This is a genomic window from Neisseria wadsworthii 9715 (genome assembly GCF_000227765.1).
Classification (GTDB): Bacteria; Pseudomonadota; Gammaproteobacteria; order Burkholderiales; family Neisseriaceae; genus Neisseria; species Neisseria wadsworthii.
This window is the reverse complement of sequence record NZ_JH165159.1, coordinates 1173921-1189948: the sequence shown is the minus strand read 5'-3', so window position 1 is coordinate 1189948 and position 16028 is coordinate 1173921. Positions and strand designations below refer to the sequence as shown.

The window sequence follows — 16028 nt, the reverse complement described above, 5'->3', positions numbered from 1 at the left end:
GAATTAACAGGCTGGTCGGATTCTTGTATCCGAATTAGGTTTAAATTAATTTCAGACGGCCTTACTTGAAACCTGTCATACTCGGGCTTGATCCGAGTATCCCGCATCTCTGTAAGCAGTAGGTCGGATTCTCGAATCCGACAAAATCGCCGCATACCATTGTTTATCGGATACAAGTATCCGACCTACGGCTGAATTGTTTTCAGACGGCCTCATCGATAAAGATACAAAGGCCGTCTGAAAACCCATCTTATCTATTTTTAACAACCCTTCCTGCCGCCAAAGCCGCAGAAGAACCGTTTTCCTTTCAGGAAAATGCGTTAGGAGACCCTAGTGAACACAAAAAAAATCTCAAGCAAACGTGAATTGCGCGACGGCGCACCGGCCAAGAAAACGGCTGCCCGCAAAAACACAGGCAAGTTTTCAGACGACCTCAAGAATAAAACGGGCGTAAAAGAAGCCACAGGCAAACCCGCCGCGCCGAAAACGCAGGCTTCCCGCGCCAAAAAGCTGGTGGTGCGCAACCCCAATCAAAAAATCATGGAACGCGCCCGCGATTTGAAAGAAAAACGTGTCGATTTAGACAGCTTCGAGCCGGTGCGCCTGCAAAAAGCCCTTGCCGCATCGGGCGTGGGTTCGCGCCGTGAAATGGAAGACTGGATTACGCAGGGCTTAGTAACCGTCAACGGCAAAACCGCCCAACTTGGCGACAAAGTTTCGCCGGAAGACCAAGTTACCGTTAAAGGCAACGTGATTAAGCTCAAATGGCCCGACCGCCTGCCGCGCATCATCCTCTATTACAAGCAAGAAGGCGAAATCGTGTCGCGCGACGACCCGCAAGGCCGCGTGAGCATTTTCGACCGCCTGCCGCAAGCCGCCAGCAGCCGTTGGGTGGCCATCGGCCGTTTGGACATCAACACCAGCGGTCTGCTGATCCTCACCACATCGGGCGAACTGGTCAACCGCTTCGCCCACCCCAGCTTTGAAGTCGAGCGCGAATACGCCGTGCGCGTGTTGGGCGAGCTTTCCACCGAACAGATGAAAATGCTCACGGAAGAAGGCGTGATGCTGGAAGACGGTTTGGCTAAAGTGGAACGCATCTACGAGCAGGGCGGCGAGGGTGCCAACAAATGGTATAACGTGGTGATCAAAGAAGGCCGCAACCGCGAAGTGCGCCGTATTTTCGAGAGCCAGGGCTTAACCGTGAGCCGGTTGGTGCGCGTCGGCTTCGGCCCCATCGGTTTGCCCAACCGCTTGAAACGCGGCCAATTTTATGAGTTGAACCCGGCTGAAGTGGCCAATATCATGAAATGGGCGGATATGCGCCTGCCCGGCAGCAAGCGCCGCCGTTGATATGCTGAAATCTTGAATGCCTGTCTGAAAAGGATTCAGACAGGCATTCAAGGCTGTTTCAAAATCATTCAAACGACACAGCCATAATACACTTTCGTTCTGTATTCGCCGACATCCCTTTATAATCCGCTTTTTTAACCGGTTTTCCTACCATGTCCGAACTCTTCGCCCCCGCCGCCATTTCCGTTTCCGAATTGAACGCCCTAGCCAGAAGCCTGCTGGAAGACAACCTGTTCGGGCTGTGGGTAGCGGGCGAAGTGTCCAACCTCACCCGCGCCGCCAGCGGGCATTATTATTTTTCGCTCAAAGACAGCCGCGCCCAAGTGCGCTGCGCCATGTTTAAAGGCACGGCGGCGAAGTTGGCCGCCCCTTTGAAAGAAGGCGACCACATCGAACTGACCGGCAAAATCAGCATTTACGAAGCGCGCGGCGAGTTTCAAATCACCGTGAACGAAGTGCGCCTGAAAGGTTTGGGACAGCTTTACGAAGCCTACGAAAAGCTGAAAGCCCAATTGCAGGCCGAGGGTGTGTTTGCGGCGGAACGCAAAAAACCGCTACCCGCCCATCCGCGCACCATCGGCATCGTAACCAGCCTTGCCGCGGCAGCTTTGCGCGACGTGGTCAGCACGCTGAAACGCCGTGCGCCGGAAATTCCCGTGATTGTTTACCCGACCGCCGTACAAGGCGCGGGCAGCGAATTTCAGATCGCCCAAGCGATTCAGACGGCCTCTGCGCGTGCCGAAGCAGACGTGTTAATCGTGTGCCGCGGCGGGGGCAGCATTGAAGACTTGTGGGCGTTTAACGAAGAGCCGGTTGTGCGGGCGATTGAGGCGTGCGAAATTCCTGTGGTCAGCGGCGTGGGGCATGAAACCGATTTCACGCTGGCGGATTTTGTCGCCGACGTGCGCGCCCCCACGCCCACGGGCGCGGCGGAACTGGTCAGCCCCAACCGCTTGGAATCGCTGCACAAGCTCGCGCAGGCACAATGCCGTCTAAAAACCGTGTTGGAGCAACGATATTACGACGCAAGCCAGCGCGTCGATTGGTTCGCCCGCCAAATCCGCCATCCGCAGCAAAAGCTAAATGAGCAGCGCAACCAACTTGCCGCCTTGCAACAGTCGCTACGCTTTTCCATGCAAAACAACCATCGTTTTAACGCACAGAAACTCGCCCGCCAGCAGCAAAACCTCGCACACCTGCGCCCTAATGTTTCCAGCGCCGAACGCAATCTGTTACTGCTGCAAGCTGCCTTATGCCAAAACTGGCAAAACCTGTTTGCCAACCGGCAACAACGCTTAGAAAAACAAACCGCCCTACTCGAAGCCGTGTCACCGCAGCACATTTTGGAACGCGGCTTCAGTGTAGTCAAAAACAGCCGCGGACAAGTTATCCGAAGCGCCAACTTATTGAAACAAGGCCAGAAGCTGCACATTACGTTTGCCGACGGCGAAACCGACGTGCGCGTAACCAGCGAACATAAGCAGCCGGATTTGTTTGATTATTCTTAAAAACATACGGCTTTATTTACTGTAAACAATGCCTGTCTGAAAGTATTTTTCAGACAGGCATTCGTATATAGTTAAACCACTTATATGTAGAAAGTTCTAGCGTTGTTTACAGTATTTGAAAGACAATGCCGTCATACTCGGGCTTGCCCCGAGTATCTTGTATTCCGGTGATGTTCGGAGATACTCGGGGCAAGCCCGAGTATGACGAGTGGACTGTTTTGAAATGGATTCACTACAGCCATAGCTTGTTTCCCGATAAATCCACTTCAAAATGAAGTATAATATGCAGCAAATTCAATGCCTGTCTGAAATGTTCAGGCAGGCATCAACACAGGAATAACAACCATGAAAAAATCAAACAGAGGTTACGCACGCGTTGACCGCGTAAAAGAACAAATCATGCGCGAGATGGCCGAGCTTGTACGCACCGGCCTGAAAGATCCGCGTGCGGGTTTCATTACCATCAACGAAGTTGAAGTAACCCGCGATTACAGCCACGCTACCATTTATTACACCGTACTGGACGATGCCACCCGCGAAATCACCGCCGAAGCGCTGGAGTATGCAAAAGGTTTTCTGCGCAGCGAGCTTTCCAAGCGCATCAAGCTCTTCCGTATTCCCGAACTGCATTTTGAATACGATGAATCCATCGAGCGCGGCATGAGTATTTCACATCTAATTGATAAAGTAGCTGCGGAAAAACCGATTGAAGATTAACATATATCAAATATAGTAGATTCTAGCGAATAATGCCTGTCTGAAAACCTTTGTTTTTTCAGACAGGCATTATAGAATCTAAATAAAAAAATACTTAATTTTACGCTAAACGTCTTATCTTGTTTGTTTGATTTAAAAATCATCAATCAACTAAAAAGGTTAGCGTATGTCTGCGAACGAAGAAAATCAACCCAAACGTCCTAATTATTTTTTATGGACTGCTCTCTTAGTGGGTGTTCTGGCTGTGATAGCCGTTGTCAACCCAACCTTGCTTACCAATACGATTGCCGACATCAGCAAGTTTTTCTATCTTAAATTCGACTGGCTGATTATGTGGCTGCCGCTCTTGGCTTTTACCGTGGGTATGATAGTCGCTTTGTCACCCCGTTTCGGCAGAATCCGACTGGGCGGGCAGGATGCCGAGCTGGAATATTCGTTTTTTTCGTGGATGAATATGCTGTTTACCGCGGGCATTGGCGTGGGCATTGTGTTTTTCGGCCCGATTGAAGCGCTGTGGCACTATTATCATTCGCCCATCGGTGTGCAGGCAGGAAATTTGCCCGAATACCAGAAAGTGGAAAATGCGATGAGCCTTGCGCTTCATGTATGGGGCATTCCGGCGTGGTCGCTTTATACCATCGGCGGGCTGGTGATGGCTTATTTTATGTATCAGCATAAAACCGAGTGCACTCCTGCTGCGCCGCTGCAATATGCGTTCAAACATAAAAAATGGGCAAAGCCTTTGGGCATTATCGTAACGGGCTTGGCGATTTTGTCGATTGCCATGTCGGTTTCCTCTTCGATTGCCATGGCTTCGGTGCAGATTTCTTCCGGCCTGAAAATCATCACAGGCATGGCATTCGACACCATAGGCTGGAAAACCGTGGTGCTTGTTACCATTGCCGCGCTCTACACCGCAGGCGCGGTGCTGCCGATTGATAAGGGCATGAAATGGTTGGGCGATATTACGGTTGTGTTATCGATATTGCTGCTGCTGTTTGTGTTCCTCACCGGCCCGACGCACTATTTTATCAGCACTCTGATTGTTGCCATCGGCAACATCCTCACCAAAACCATCCACCATTCTTTCGAGCTTTATGTGTTCCACAACCGCGATTGGGTGGTGTGGTATCCGATGGCTTATTGGGTGTGGTGGGTTACTTGGGCGCCGTTTGTAGGCGTGTTCCTTGCCAAAATTTCCAAAGGCCGCACTTTGCGCGAATTTGTGTTTGCCTCGGTGATGGTGCCGGCCGGCTTCATTGTTATCTGGTTTTCGGTGTTTTCCGGTTTCAGCCTGCTCGACACGGTGGAAGGCACGGGGCGCTTGGCGGAAATTGCCAATAAGGGCGACTATGAGGGTACGTTTTATTACCTGCTCAACATGCTGCCTTTGTCTTTTGCGACCAAGCCGCTGACTGTGGTGCTGTTCCTCGGCTTCGTGGTAACCACCGTAACCAGCGCGGCCATTTCGCTGGGCATCATGACCAGCAGCGACGGTCGCCGCGAAAACAAATTCCGCGCTGTGGTGTGGGCCGTATTGATGACGCTTATCAGCTACGCGGTTATTTTCACCGGCAAAATGGAAGGCATTAAAGCAGTAGGCTCTTTTTCCGGCTTTCCGTTTGTGTTCATTATGTATTTGTGGTTTGCCGCGCTTTGGCGCCAGCTCAACCGCGATGCGCCCCGCGTATCGCCTGCCCCGATGAAAGACAAGGAGTAAACCATGGAAAAGAAATTGCTATATTGGAACCAAAGCGTTCATGACAACATCATCGAAACCGTGATGATGGTTTTGGTTATCGCCTTTTTATGTTATGTCATAAAACTTGCTTTCTTTGAAAAAGACGATTAAACATTTTTCAGACAGGCCTTAGCACCTTCGCCAAATAAAAAGGAGAACCCGATGTCCCAAACACCCCGCCTGCCCGTACCTGATCTGGCAGAAACCTGCGAACGCTATTTGAAACTGGTACGCCCGCTGCTGAGCAACGAAGCCTATGAAAAAACCGCAGCAACTACCCGCTATTTCAAATCACGCAAAGGCAAAGAATTGCAAGCCGCATTACAGCAGTTTGCCGACGATGCCGAAACCAGCTGGTTGATTGATGCCTGGTTGGAAAGCTATCTGCGCATCCGCACACCGCTGCCTTTAGCAAGCAACGTAGGATTTGCCATTAAAACGCAAGGAAAGGATTTGGCGGAATGGGCGTCCGCTCTGGCCGCGGTATGCGCCGATTATTATCATCGGCGCATACCCGTGCCGCAAACCCCGCAAGGCACACCCGTGTGTATGGCACAATGGGCCATCCTGCAAGGTGCATCCCGCATTCCGCAAAAAGATGTCGACGGCTACCATTTTTCTCCCAAAGGTAGCCGCCACATCGGTGTGATACACAACGGCTTCTATTATCGAATCGCCGCGCTCGACGAACAATTCGAAGCCTATCATCCCGAAACATTCAGACAGGCATTCGAACACATCCTTGCCGATACCGTTCAAAACAGCTATCCGATTGCCGTGCCCTGCTACCTCGGCGGCAACGAAACCGCCCGTGTATACCAAATCCTGCGTCAGCAAGAAGACAACGCCCGCCTGCTCGAGCACATTGAAGAAGACCTGTTCCACATCAGCATCAGCAACGAAGATCTCGATGCCGACAGCGACCTCGCCCACACCACTTTTCAACCCAAACAAAACGTTTGGTGTTACAAACCCACCACCTATTGCTACAACACCGCCACCAAGCGTTTGTTTCTACACTGCGAACACACTTGGGAAGACGGAGGCGCGCTCAAAGGCATCGTTACCCTTGCCGCAGGAAAGCTGGCAAGTCCCGGCGGTAAAAAAACCCACCCGGCCGTCCACCGCTACGAATGGCAACTGGATGCCGCGTTGCAAAAAAACTGGCCGAAATGGCAGCAGAATTATGCCAAACAAGCCAACCACATGCGCGTCGCCAGCACCGTCGTACCGTTCAACGGCCTAAGCATTCCCAAAGGCATCAGCCAAGATGCACTGATGCAGTTTCTCCTGCAATACGCCCAACTCACCACCTACGGCTGCATCCGTAATACTTACGAAGCCGTTGACGTGAGCCATTTCCAAAGCGGCCGCACCGAATGCGTGCGCCCCGTTTCAGAAGAATCGCTCGCATTCGTGAGCACCTTAATGCAGGATAATCCTAGCCAAGAAGCGCTGAACGCAGCCCTTATCGAACATAAAGCACGCATCAAAGCCAGCAAGCTCGGCCTCGGTGCCAACCGCCACCTGCTCGGCCTGCAATTGATGGTTCCCAAAGTATGCGGCCGCAGCCCCTTATTTTTTAAAGACGAAGGCTATCAAACCTTCACCACCGATTTTCTATCCACATCAACCGTGGGCGATGACAGCATTGTCGTCAATTTTGCCTTTGCGCCCACCTCACAAGGCGGCTTGGGTATCAACTACACCATCACCCCCGACGGCTGGCTGTTTACCGTAAGCCACACAGAAAGCCAGCAGCAGGAAGTCGGCGTATTTTTAGAAGCACTGAAGCTCGGCGGCCGGCATTTACTCGAGTTTTTAAACGCCTGATTGAATGCCTGTCTGAAACCCCGCTTTAATTTCAGACAGGCATTTCATGCAAAATATTGGCAAAATCCGTCACTTATGACATAATTATCTTCCTGCTTGCCTTGTGCAGGCAGATTCAGGAGTTTGCACAGGTTCCGGCTTGGCAAACTTGTCCGAACCGCAAGGTTCATATTTATTTTTTGGAGTTTTATCATGGCACTGTCCATCGAACAAAAAGCACAAATCGTCAAAGATTTCCAACGCAAAGAAGGCGATACCGGTTCTTCTGAAGTGCAAGTTGCATTGTTGACCTTCCGCATCAACGATCTGACCCCACACTTCAAAGCCAACCCTAAAGACCACCACAGCCGCCGCGGCTTGCTGAAAATGGTGAGCGCCCGTCGCCGCCTGTTGTCTTACCTGCGCCGTACCAAGCCCGATACTTACCGCGAGCTGATCGGCCGTTTGGGTCTGCGTAAATAATCGGAATCTGTTCATGAAAATGCCGCCTGTTTCACAAGCGGCATTTTTATTTCAGCCTTGCCCTCCTTAAACACCTTCATCCCTTTCCCAAGCCCAAAGCCATCAGTTACAATAGCCGCTGTATTTTTTACACACGTAAAGGCAGCATCATGGCGCGCATTTTGGTTATCAACGGCCCCAACCTCAACCTGCTCGGCACCCGCGAACCGCATATTTACGGTGCGGAAACTTTAGCTGATGTCTGCAAACACCTCGATTGCGTTGCCGCCGAACTGTGCCTCGGCATCGCCCATTTCCAAAGCAACAGCGAAGGCGGCATCGTCAGCCGCATCCAAGAAGCGCGCGGCAACACGGATATGATCATTATCAACGCCGGCGCCTACACCCACACCAGCATCGCCATCCGCGACGCACTCTGCGGCGTGGATATCCCCTTTGTTGAAGTCCATATCTCCAACGTACACAGCCGCGAAGTCTTCCGCCATCACTCTTATCTTTCCGATAAAGCCGTGGGCGTTATCGTCGGCTTGGGCACATACGGCTACGAAGCCGCGCTGCGCTTCTGCGCACGCCGCCTGAGGAGCAGCAAATAAAAACCTGACGATGCCTGTCTGAAAATATGCCTGTCTGAAAGGAGTTAGCTATGCAGCTTTATCTCAGCCACACTTCCCCGTTTGCCCGGCTCTGCCTGGTGCGCGCGCTCTTATTGCAGCAAAACGATTTGCGCCTGCATTTCACCAACCCGTGGGACAATCCTGCCGACTTGGCCGAGAAAAACCCGTTCGGTCAAATTCCTGTGTTGGAAACCGACGCAGGCATAACGATTTATAATACACACCTAATCTGCCAATACCTGCACCATGATGCGTTTTCGCCGCAAGATTTGGCCGTCACCGCTTATGCTACCAGCCTGCTTGAAATAAGCATTCAGGCACTCAAGCTCGTGCGTTTTAAAGCCGAAAACAGCGCCGATCATCCTCTAGTAACACGCTGCTTGGATGCCGTTCGGCGCGCTCTGCCCCAAGCGCCCGAACTCGATGCACAAAGCCGGGAATGGCCTCAAGTGATGCTCGGCATTGTTTTGCTTACCGTGAAACTGCGCTACCCCGATCTTTTTACCCGACACGCTCGCAGCGACACCGCACAGGCAGTCGCCCTATTCGAACAGCTCGACTTTGTGCGCAAAACCGATCCGGCCGCGTTGGAAGTGCAGCCCGCCACCATCGGCGATCTTTAACATCCAAACCAAGGAAATACGATGGCCACAATTTACGATTTCACCATGCGCGATGCGGCAGGCCATGATGTAAGCCTGTCTGAATATGCCGGAAAGGTGCTGTTGATTGTCAACACCGCCACCCGCTGCGGCCTCACGCCGCAATATGCAGAATTACAAAAGCTTTATGCTCAATATCATACTCAGGGATTAGAGATTCTTGATTTTCCATGCAACCAGTTTCGCGCTCAGGCGCCGGAATCGGGCAGCGAAATCGCGCAAATCTGCCAAACCAAATTCGGCACCCAATTTAAAATTTTTGACAAAATCGATGTAAACGGCCCGAATGAAAGCCCGCTGTATGCCTATCTGAAAGCGCAACAGCCAAACGATAAAGGCGGCAGCAGCTTTAAAGAGCTGCTGCTCAAGCTCGCTTCAATCGGCGAAAAGCGCGAAGGCAGCGACATCAAATGGAATTTCACCAAGTTCCTCGTCAACCGTAACGGCGAAGTGGTCGAGCGCTTTGCGCCCAGCGTGAAGCCTTCCGAAATCAGCCGTGACTTGGAGCGGCTGCTTTCCTGAAGCTACAAACGCAATGCCTGTCTGAATGTTTCAGACAGGCATTGCGCCGGTTATACCTCTAATCATTATTTAATCAAATCATCATGAAAAAAACATTAATCCACACCAGCCCGAAAGAAGCTTTATTGATTGCCGCCCTTATCGTTGCAACTATGGGCGTGACCATTATCGGTTTTAAATGGGTGCCGCATTTGGCCATTATTCTTGTTTTATGCGGCCTGATGATGTTCGGCTTCGCCCGCCGAGTGTGTTTCAAAGCCATGCAAAAACAGATGGCCGAAGGCGTGATGTCGGGCATAGGCGCGATTTACCTGTTCTTTTTTATCGGTCTTTTGGTATCGGCGCTGATGATGTCCGGCGCGATTCCCACGCTGATGTATTACGGCTTCGGATTGATTTCGGCTGACTATTTCTACCTTTCCGCATTCCTACTCACTGCCGTTACCGGCGTTGCCATCGGCAGTAGCCTGACCACTTGCGCCACCATCGGCGTAGCCTTTATCGGCATGACCGAAGCTTTCCATGCCAACCCTGCCATCACTGCAGGCGCCATTGTGTCCGGTGCATTTTTCGGCGATAAAATGTCGCCGCTTTCCGATACCACCGGCATTGCAGCTTCCATCGTGTGCATTGATCTGTTTGAACACATCCGCAATATGATGTACACCACCGTGCCCGCATTTATTCTCACCGCGCTGTTATTCGTATTGTTCGCCGACCCATCCGCTGCAAACCTCAACAGCATCACTGCCATGAAAACGCAACTGTTGTCCAGCGGCTTGGTGCACGGCTACACACTTATTCCGTTTGCCGTATTGGTGATTCTGGCGCTGCGTAAAATCAATGCGATTTACACGATTATCGCCACCGTCGCTACCGCTCTTATCATTACCTATATCCACAGTTCACCTTCTATCAGCGACATCGGCGGCTGGTTTTTCGCCGGTTACAAACCCGCTGCAGATTTGGGGCAAACCGGCAGCCTGCTCTCTCGCGGCGGTATCCAAAGTATGTTTTTTACCCAAACCATTGTGATTCTCGCCTTAAGCCTGGGCGGCTTGCTGCATGCGCTCGGCATCCTACCCGCCCTACTCGAAGGCATCCGCCATCTGCTTACCACCACCGGCCGCGCCACTTTATCCGTCGCCGCCACCGCCTTGGGTGTGAACGTATTGATTGGCGAACAATATCTCAGCCTGATGCTGGCCGGCGAAACATTCAAACCCGTTTACGACAAGCTGCAACTGCATCCGCGCAACCTCTCGCGCACGCTGGAAGACGCCGGCACGGTTATTAACCCGCTGGTTCCCTGGAGCGTGTGCGGCGTATTCATCAGCCACGCCCTCGACGTGCCTGTAATCGACTATCTGCCTTATGCATTCTTCTGCTACCTCTGCCTCTTGTTAACCCTCTTATTCGGCTTCAGCGGCCTGACAATCAGTAAAAAGGAAAAAGCATAAATAACAATGCCTGTCTGAAAATGTTTTCAGACAGGCATATCTTTAACCAACAAAATGATTCTATCAGTTAAACTACTTAATTTTAGTAACATTTCCGTCATACTCGGGCTTGACCCGAGTATCTTGAGTTTCAGTAAATTTTGGGATATTCGGGTCAAGCCCGAGTATGACGTATGTACTTTTTCTTAAGTAGATTGACTATATCAACGGCGGCGTACCAACTGCCACGCGCGGCCTAAATAGGCAACACTGGCAAAACCGCTCCACACATGCACCAAGCGGGTGAACGGGAAAATCACAAACAAGCCCATACCCATCATCATGTGCAATTTGAACAGGAAGTTTACATCTTCGATATGGCTGGCCGCATCGCCGCGGAAGGTAACGATGTGCTGCGCCCAAGTCATCAGTTTCACCATTTCGTGGCCGTCGGTATGGCCCATACTCACGAAGATGGTCAGCAAACCCAAGCCTAAGGTGATGATGAGCCAAATCAATACCAGTTTGTCGCGCCATGTGGTGTTGGCGGCCAAGCGGTCGCATTTCAGACGGCGTTGCAGCAGGATAATCAAGCCCGCCATCGCCATCACGCCGAAGATGCCGCCCATTACCATCGCGAAAATTTGCTTGGTCCCATGGGAAATGCCCAGCGCGTCCCAAAACCATAAAGGCGTGAGCAGGCCGAACAAATGCCCGAAAAACACAGCCAAGATGCCGACGTGAAACAGAATGTTACCTAAGCGCAATTGGCCTTCGTAAAGGATTTGGCTGGATTCGCTTTTCCACGAATATTGCTCGCGGTCGAAGCGCACGAGGCTGCCGAAGAAGAAAATCGCGAGGGCAATGTAGGGGAAGATGCCGAAGAAGAATTGGTGCAGGGTATTCATGTTTATGCTCCTGTTTGGGCCGTCTGAAAAGCGGCTTTAGGATAAAACTGTACGGTTTCGACGCTCGGTTTCAAGAGCGGCTCGGTGCCGGAAATATCGGGGCCGAACGTTTCCATCGCTTCGTCCATATCGCGCACGGGCGGCTCGATGAGAGGCTGCGGCGCTACCGGGCTGAGAGCGGTGATGCCTTGCAGCAGCACGGCATAGGGCGAACCGTTTTTCTCAAGTTTGCCGCCGATGTGGGCGATTACATGCACGGCATCGCCCAACAGTTTTTGCGCGTGTTCGGGCGGCACTTGGCTCAGGTATTCCAGCAATACGGGCAGATAATCGGGCAGCTCGTCGTTGCCCAACTCGAAACCGTGGTTGCGGTATTCTTGCAGCAAGTCCACCATGGCGCTGCCGCGGTCGCGGTCTTCGCCGTACACATGCTCGAAAATGTAGAGCGCGTGATTGCGGTTGCGGTCGAAAGTGGCGACGTAGTTTTCCTGCAATTCGCGCAGGCTGTGGCTGTTTAAATAGTCTAAAAAGCTGTTCAGACGGCCTGCTTGTGTTTGCAGCTCGGGCCATTCTTGTAAGGCCGTCTGAAATTCAGACAGGGCTTCGTTCAGCTCGGCTTCGGGGTAGCACAGCAGCGCGGAAAACCATTTGTAAACAGGATTCGCGCTCATCAGCGTACTCCTTCTTCACGGTTTTTCTCGGCATCTTTGCGCAGGCCGTGGAAGATAATCGGCGCGCCTTTGCGTTTGCCGAACAAGCTCTCTTCGCTGCTGCCGCCGGAGCAGCCGTTGCCGAAGGTAAAGCCGCAGCCGGCTTTGTCGCCGAAGCTGTTTTCCACCATTTCTTTGTGCGAGGTCGGAATCACGAAGCGGTCTTCATAATTGGCAATCGCCATGATTTGATACATGTCTTCCACCATTTCGGGCGTGAGACCGGTGCCTTCCAGCGTTTGTGCCAGCGTTTCGCCGTGAACCACCTGCCCGCGTTTGAAGCGGCGCATGGCAATCATGCGTTCCAGCGCGAATTTGATCGGCTCGACTTTACCTGCGGTAAGCAGGTTGGCCAGATATTTCAGCGGGATGCGCATTTCGTCCACGCTCGGGATGATGCCGTTTTCGCCCACTAAACCGTTTTCGATGGCAGACTGAATCGGCGAGAGCGGCGGGATATACCAAACCATCGGCAAGGTGCGGTATTCGGGGTGCAGCGGGAACGCCACTTTCCATTCCATCGTCATTTTGTATACAGGCGATTGTTTCGCCGCGTCAATCCAGCTTTGGCTGATGCCTTGTTTCAAGGCTTCGCGCTGCACTTCGGGATCATGCGGGTTCAGGAACACACCCAGTTGCTGTTCGTACAAATCCTGCGGGTTTTCCACCGAAGCGGCTTGTTCGATTTTATCCGCGTCGTACAGCAGCACGCCCAAATAACGGATGCGGCCTACGCAGGTTTCGGAACACACGGTCGGCTCGCCGGCTTCAATACGCGGATAGCAGAACACGCATTTCTCCGCTTTACCGGAAGTCCAGTTGTAGTAGATTTTTTTATACGGGCAGCCGGATACGCACATGCGCCAGCCGCGGCATTTGTCTTGGTCGATCAACACGATACCGTCGTCTTCGCGTTTATAAATGCTGCCCGACGGGCAGGAAGCTACGCAGGTCGGGTTCAAACAATGCTCACACAGGCGCGGCAGATACATCATGAAGGTTTGCTCAAACGCAGCGTGCATGTCTTTCTGAATGCCTTCAAACAGCACGTCTTTCGCCCGTTTTTCAAACTCGCCCGCCAAATCGTCTTCCCAGTTCGGGCCCCATTCCACTTTGTCCATTTTTTTGCCGGTGAGCACGGAAACCGGACGCGCGGTTGGCGGCGTTTTCATTTTCGGCGCGTTTTGCAGATGCTCGTAATCGTAGGTAAACGGCTCGTAATAATCGTCGATCTTCGGCATATTCGGGTTGGCAAAAATATTCGCCAAAATCTTCAGCTTGCCACCTTGCTTCGGTACCAGCTTGCCGTCTGGTTTGCGTACCCAGCCGCCGTTCCATTTGTTTTGGTCTTCCCAGTTTTTCGGAAAACCGATGCCTGGCTTGGTTTCTACGTTGTTAAACCACGCATATTCCACGCCGTCTCGGGAAGTCCAGACGTTTTTACAGGTAACGGAGCAGGTGTGGCAGCCGATACATTTATCTAAGTTCAGAACCATGCCGACTTGTGCTCTGATTTTCATGGTAGTGTTCCTTTTGGTTTGGTTTTCAGACAGGCATTCAAACAAGCACGATGCCTGTCTGAAAAACAGCCGTTAATGATTGGGAGCGGTAAAGTCTGTTTTAAAAAGATTTTTGACAGGTAAAAGTGTAAATGACTGCACGCAAGAAAAATATGCGCAGAAAGCGTAAGAAGCAGCGGCAAAATAAGGTGAAAGGGCTAGCTGAAAGAGTGAATGGAAATAATACTTTGGAAGTATTTGAGAGATTAATGACAGCGGAACGAGAACGTTTAAAATTCCGTGTAAAGCTGAATTCTATAATTTCGACCTATAAAAGCTTAGGAGCTTAGAAAGCAAAATCACCAAATACAGTGATAAGCTTCTGAAATGGAATTAAAAAACAAGTATCAAAAGTTCAGTAAAATTACCGAGCCCAAATTCCGCCAAATCCTGCGGCTTTTCGCCTTAGAACTGACCGCTTCCGACACCGCCAAACCGACAGCAATCAGTGTCAGAAGCATCAACAGCCTCTACCTGAAACTGCGGCGGCGCTTGGCTGACGAATGCGAGCAACAAACGCCTTTCTGCGGTATTGTAGAATGAGACGAATCCTATTTCGTTGCCAAGCGTATCTGCGGCAAACGTGGACGCGGTGCGGGTGGTAAAATAATCGTTTTCGGCATTCTAAAACGCGGTGACAAAGTGTATACCGAAATCGTCCCCGATGCCTCTAAAGTCACGCTGCAAAAGGTTATCAGAGGGCATATCGGTGTCAAGAGCGTAATCAATACCGACGGTTGGCACGGTTATCAGGGATTGGTTAACATGGGCTTTGCGAAGCATTTCAGAGTGTGTCATGGTGACAATGAGTTTGCCCGCGGTACACAGCATATCAACGGTATTGAATCCTTTTGGAGCTATGCCAAGCATCGTTTGATGCAGTTTAACGGTGTGCCAAAGCATACGTTTTACTTACATCTAAAAGAAACCGAATTGCGCTTCAACCATAGGCATGATGATGTGTACAAAGTGCTGTTGAAAATGTTGCGGGAGAACCCTTTAAAATGAATTTTGCTTCCTAAGCCCTTTATTCATTAAAAACCCCTTTCAAGAATATATTGGAAATTACTTGTACTGTTATCATTTATTTCAAAGTTATCTTAAATATTTTTGTTGAAAGCTCCATTCATCAATTGAATTACAATCTTGAACCGTCTCTATCCAAAATTTCAAACCTTCTAACGTATTAGCGATTGCAGGCATTCTTACTTTGGCTTCCATATTTTTCAATAAAACCACTCTGTCTTTTTCATCATAAAAAATTTGGTAATTCGCTACTATATATGGCTTATATTCGTTATGTCTGTAATTAACAATTCTATTATTATATCTATATGATGCTTTATATTTTTTATCTTCAAACACCAATACCCTCCCATCTTTTACTCGTTCCTGGACAGTTTCCAAATCCTGCCGTTCTTGTTCACTGATTTTAGCCCACCATTCTTCAGGCGTAACATAAACGGTAAGGCCTGCATTTTTACACCACGCCTGCGCAGTCTGCCGAAGCGTCCAATATTCCGTAGCCCAACTAACCATCCAGCCGCCCATCAGCAGCATAAACCCTGCAAACCGGCCTATCCGTCTTCCTATGCCCAGCTTCGAAGTAAGCTTTCCGCACCAATAAGCGGCCAAAACCGTCAGACCAATCCAGACTGACAAACCAAACAATACAGCCAATCCCAACATGGATATTCCTATTTCCGTATGTAAATATATTCAGGTGTAATAATTAAACAAGGTGTTCATGCCCGCCTAAACACAACAGACAATATGTAGAAAATCCTAGCGTTGTTTACAATATTTGAAAGACAATGCTGTATGAACATCCACAAAAATACCCGCCTAACCCCCATAGCCGCCAAGCCATCTGGCGTGCTTATTATACCCAAGACAAAACCACCGTTACGGCTTACCTGCCCCACTCACAGGCCTGCCTTTCCACCTGACGGGAGCGCTGCTTAATCCTGTAGCCTTCCCGCACATACAGCAAAAGCCCG

The 16028-nt window shown here is 50.8% G+C and carries 16 protein-coding genes and 1 pseudogene; 13 read left to right on the top strand and 4 right to left on the bottom strand.

All coding sequences use genetic code 11. The annotated features are described in order from the left end of the window. Positions 1 to 333 precede the first annotated feature (333 nt). The 11 genes from HMPREF9370_RS05410 to nhaC all read left to right on the top strand — a co-directional run bounded on the left by HMPREF9370_RS05410 (position 334) and on the right by nhaC (position 10872). Positions 334 to 1353 carry a pseudouridine synthase gene (locus tag HMPREF9370_RS05410; RefSeq protein ID WP_009116365.1) on the top strand — a complete coding sequence of 340 codons (1020 nt, stop codon included), beginning with the start codon at positions 334 to 336 and terminating at the stop codon, positions 1351 to 1353. Positions 1354 to 1505: 152 nt separating this feature from the next. Further along, the gene (gene xseA, locus HMPREF9370_RS05405) at positions 1506 to 2861 is read left to right on the top strand and encodes an exodeoxyribonuclease VII large subunit (RefSeq protein ID WP_009116364.1); all 1356 of its coding nucleotides are present in this window, start codon (positions 1506 to 1508) and stop codon (positions 2859 to 2861) included. A 345-nt stretch (positions 2862 to 3206) separates the two neighbouring features. Beyond that, positions 3207 to 3578: a 30S ribosome-binding factor RbfA gene (gene rbfA, locus HMPREF9370_RS05400; protein ID WP_009116363.1), complete on the top strand. Its 372-nt coding sequence runs from the start codon at positions 3207 to 3209 to the stop codon at positions 3576 to 3578. A 166-nt stretch (positions 3579 to 3744) separates the two neighbouring features. Next, entirely contained in the window at positions 3745 to 5298 is a 1554-nt protein-coding gene (locus HMPREF9370_RS05395) for a BCCT family transporter (RefSeq protein WP_009116361.1), read from the top strand. A 3-nt stretch (positions 5299 to 5301) separates the two neighbouring features. Then, positions 5302 to 5430, top strand: a complete 129-nt coding sequence (locus HMPREF9370_RS12470; RefSeq protein WP_009116360.1) for a hypothetical protein — start codon at positions 5302 to 5304, stop codon at positions 5428 to 5430. 51 nt (positions 5431 to 5481) lie between these two features. Further along, positions 5482 to 7152, top strand: a complete 1671-nt coding sequence (locus HMPREF9370_RS05390; RefSeq protein WP_009116359.1) for a choline/carnitine O-acyltransferase — start codon at positions 5482 to 5484, stop codon at positions 7150 to 7152. A gap of 192 nt (positions 7153 to 7344) precedes the next feature. Further along, the gene (rpsO, locus tag HMPREF9370_RS05385) at positions 7345 to 7614 is read left to right on the top strand and encodes a 30S ribosomal protein S15 (RefSeq protein ID WP_040666955.1); all 270 of its coding nucleotides are present in this window, start codon (positions 7345 to 7347) and stop codon (positions 7612 to 7614) included. Positions 7615 to 7763: 149 nt separating this feature from the next. Next, the gene (gene aroQ, locus HMPREF9370_RS05380; RefSeq protein ID WP_009116358.1) at positions 7764 to 8207 is read left to right on the top strand and encodes a type II 3-dehydroquinate dehydratase; all 444 of its coding nucleotides are present in this window, start codon (positions 7764 to 7766) and stop codon (positions 8205 to 8207) included. A gap of 50 nt (positions 8208 to 8257) precedes the next feature. Further along, positions 8258 to 8851, top strand: a complete 594-nt coding sequence (locus HMPREF9370_RS05375; RefSeq protein WP_009116357.1) for a glutathione S-transferase N-terminal domain-containing protein — start codon at positions 8258 to 8260, stop codon at positions 8849 to 8851. A 21-nt stretch (positions 8852 to 8872) separates the two neighbouring features. Next, entirely contained in the window at positions 8873 to 9412 is a 540-nt protein-coding gene (locus tag HMPREF9370_RS05370) for a glutathione peroxidase (RefSeq protein WP_009116356.1), read from the top strand. A gap of 83 nt (positions 9413 to 9495) precedes the next feature. Further along, positions 9496 to 10872 (top strand): Na+/H+ antiporter NhaC, encoded by a 1377-nt coding sequence (gene nhaC, locus HMPREF9370_RS05365; protein ID WP_009116355.1) that lies wholly within the window; start codon positions 9496 to 9498, stop codon positions 10870 to 10872. Positions 10873 to 11075: 203 nt separating this feature from the next. Here the strand turns inward: nhaC and narI are convergent, their stop codons facing one another. The 3 genes from narI to narH are packed head-to-tail and all read right to left on the bottom strand — an operon-like array spanning position 11076 to position 13989. Beyond that, the gene (gene narI, locus HMPREF9370_RS05360; protein ID WP_009116354.1) at positions 11076 to 11759 is read right to left on the bottom strand and encodes a respiratory nitrate reductase subunit gamma; all 684 of its coding nucleotides are present in this window, start codon (positions 11757 to 11759) and stop codon (positions 11076 to 11078) included. Positions 11760 to 11761: 2 nt separating this feature from the next. Beyond that, the gene (gene narJ / locus HMPREF9370_RS05355; RefSeq protein ID WP_009116353.1) at positions 11762 to 12430 is read right to left on the bottom strand and encodes a nitrate reductase molybdenum cofactor assembly chaperone; all 669 of its coding nucleotides are present in this window, start codon (positions 12428 to 12430) and stop codon (positions 11762 to 11764) included. Next, positions 12430 to 13989, bottom strand: a complete 1560-nt coding sequence (gene narH / locus HMPREF9370_RS05350) for a nitrate reductase subunit beta (protein WP_009116352.1) — start codon at positions 13987 to 13989, stop codon at positions 12430 to 12432. The genes narJ and narH overlap by 1 nt, the downstream gene beginning before the upstream one ends. 131 nt (positions 13990 to 14120) lie before the next feature. Here narH and HMPREF9370_RS05345 point away from each other — a divergent pair, with 131 nt between their 5' ends. Together HMPREF9370_RS05345 and HMPREF9370_RS05340 are read left to right on the top strand one after the other, a co-directional pair. After that, on the top strand, positions 14121 to 14318 hold the full coding sequence (locus HMPREF9370_RS05345) for a hypothetical protein (protein WP_009116351.1): 198 nt from the start codon (positions 14121 to 14123) through the stop codon (positions 14316 to 14318). A gap of 37 nt (positions 14319 to 14355) precedes the next feature. After that, positions 14356 to 15036 (top strand): annotated as a pseudogene (locus HMPREF9370_RS05340) (IS1595 family transposase). An 87-nt stretch (positions 15037 to 15123) separates the two neighbouring features. Here HMPREF9370_RS05340 and HMPREF9370_RS05335 read toward each other — a convergent pair. Then, on the bottom strand, positions 15124 to 15717 hold the full coding sequence (locus tag HMPREF9370_RS05335) for a hypothetical protein (protein WP_009116348.1): 594 nt from the start codon (positions 15715 to 15717) through the stop codon (positions 15124 to 15126). Positions 15718 to 16028 lie beyond the last annotated feature (311 nt).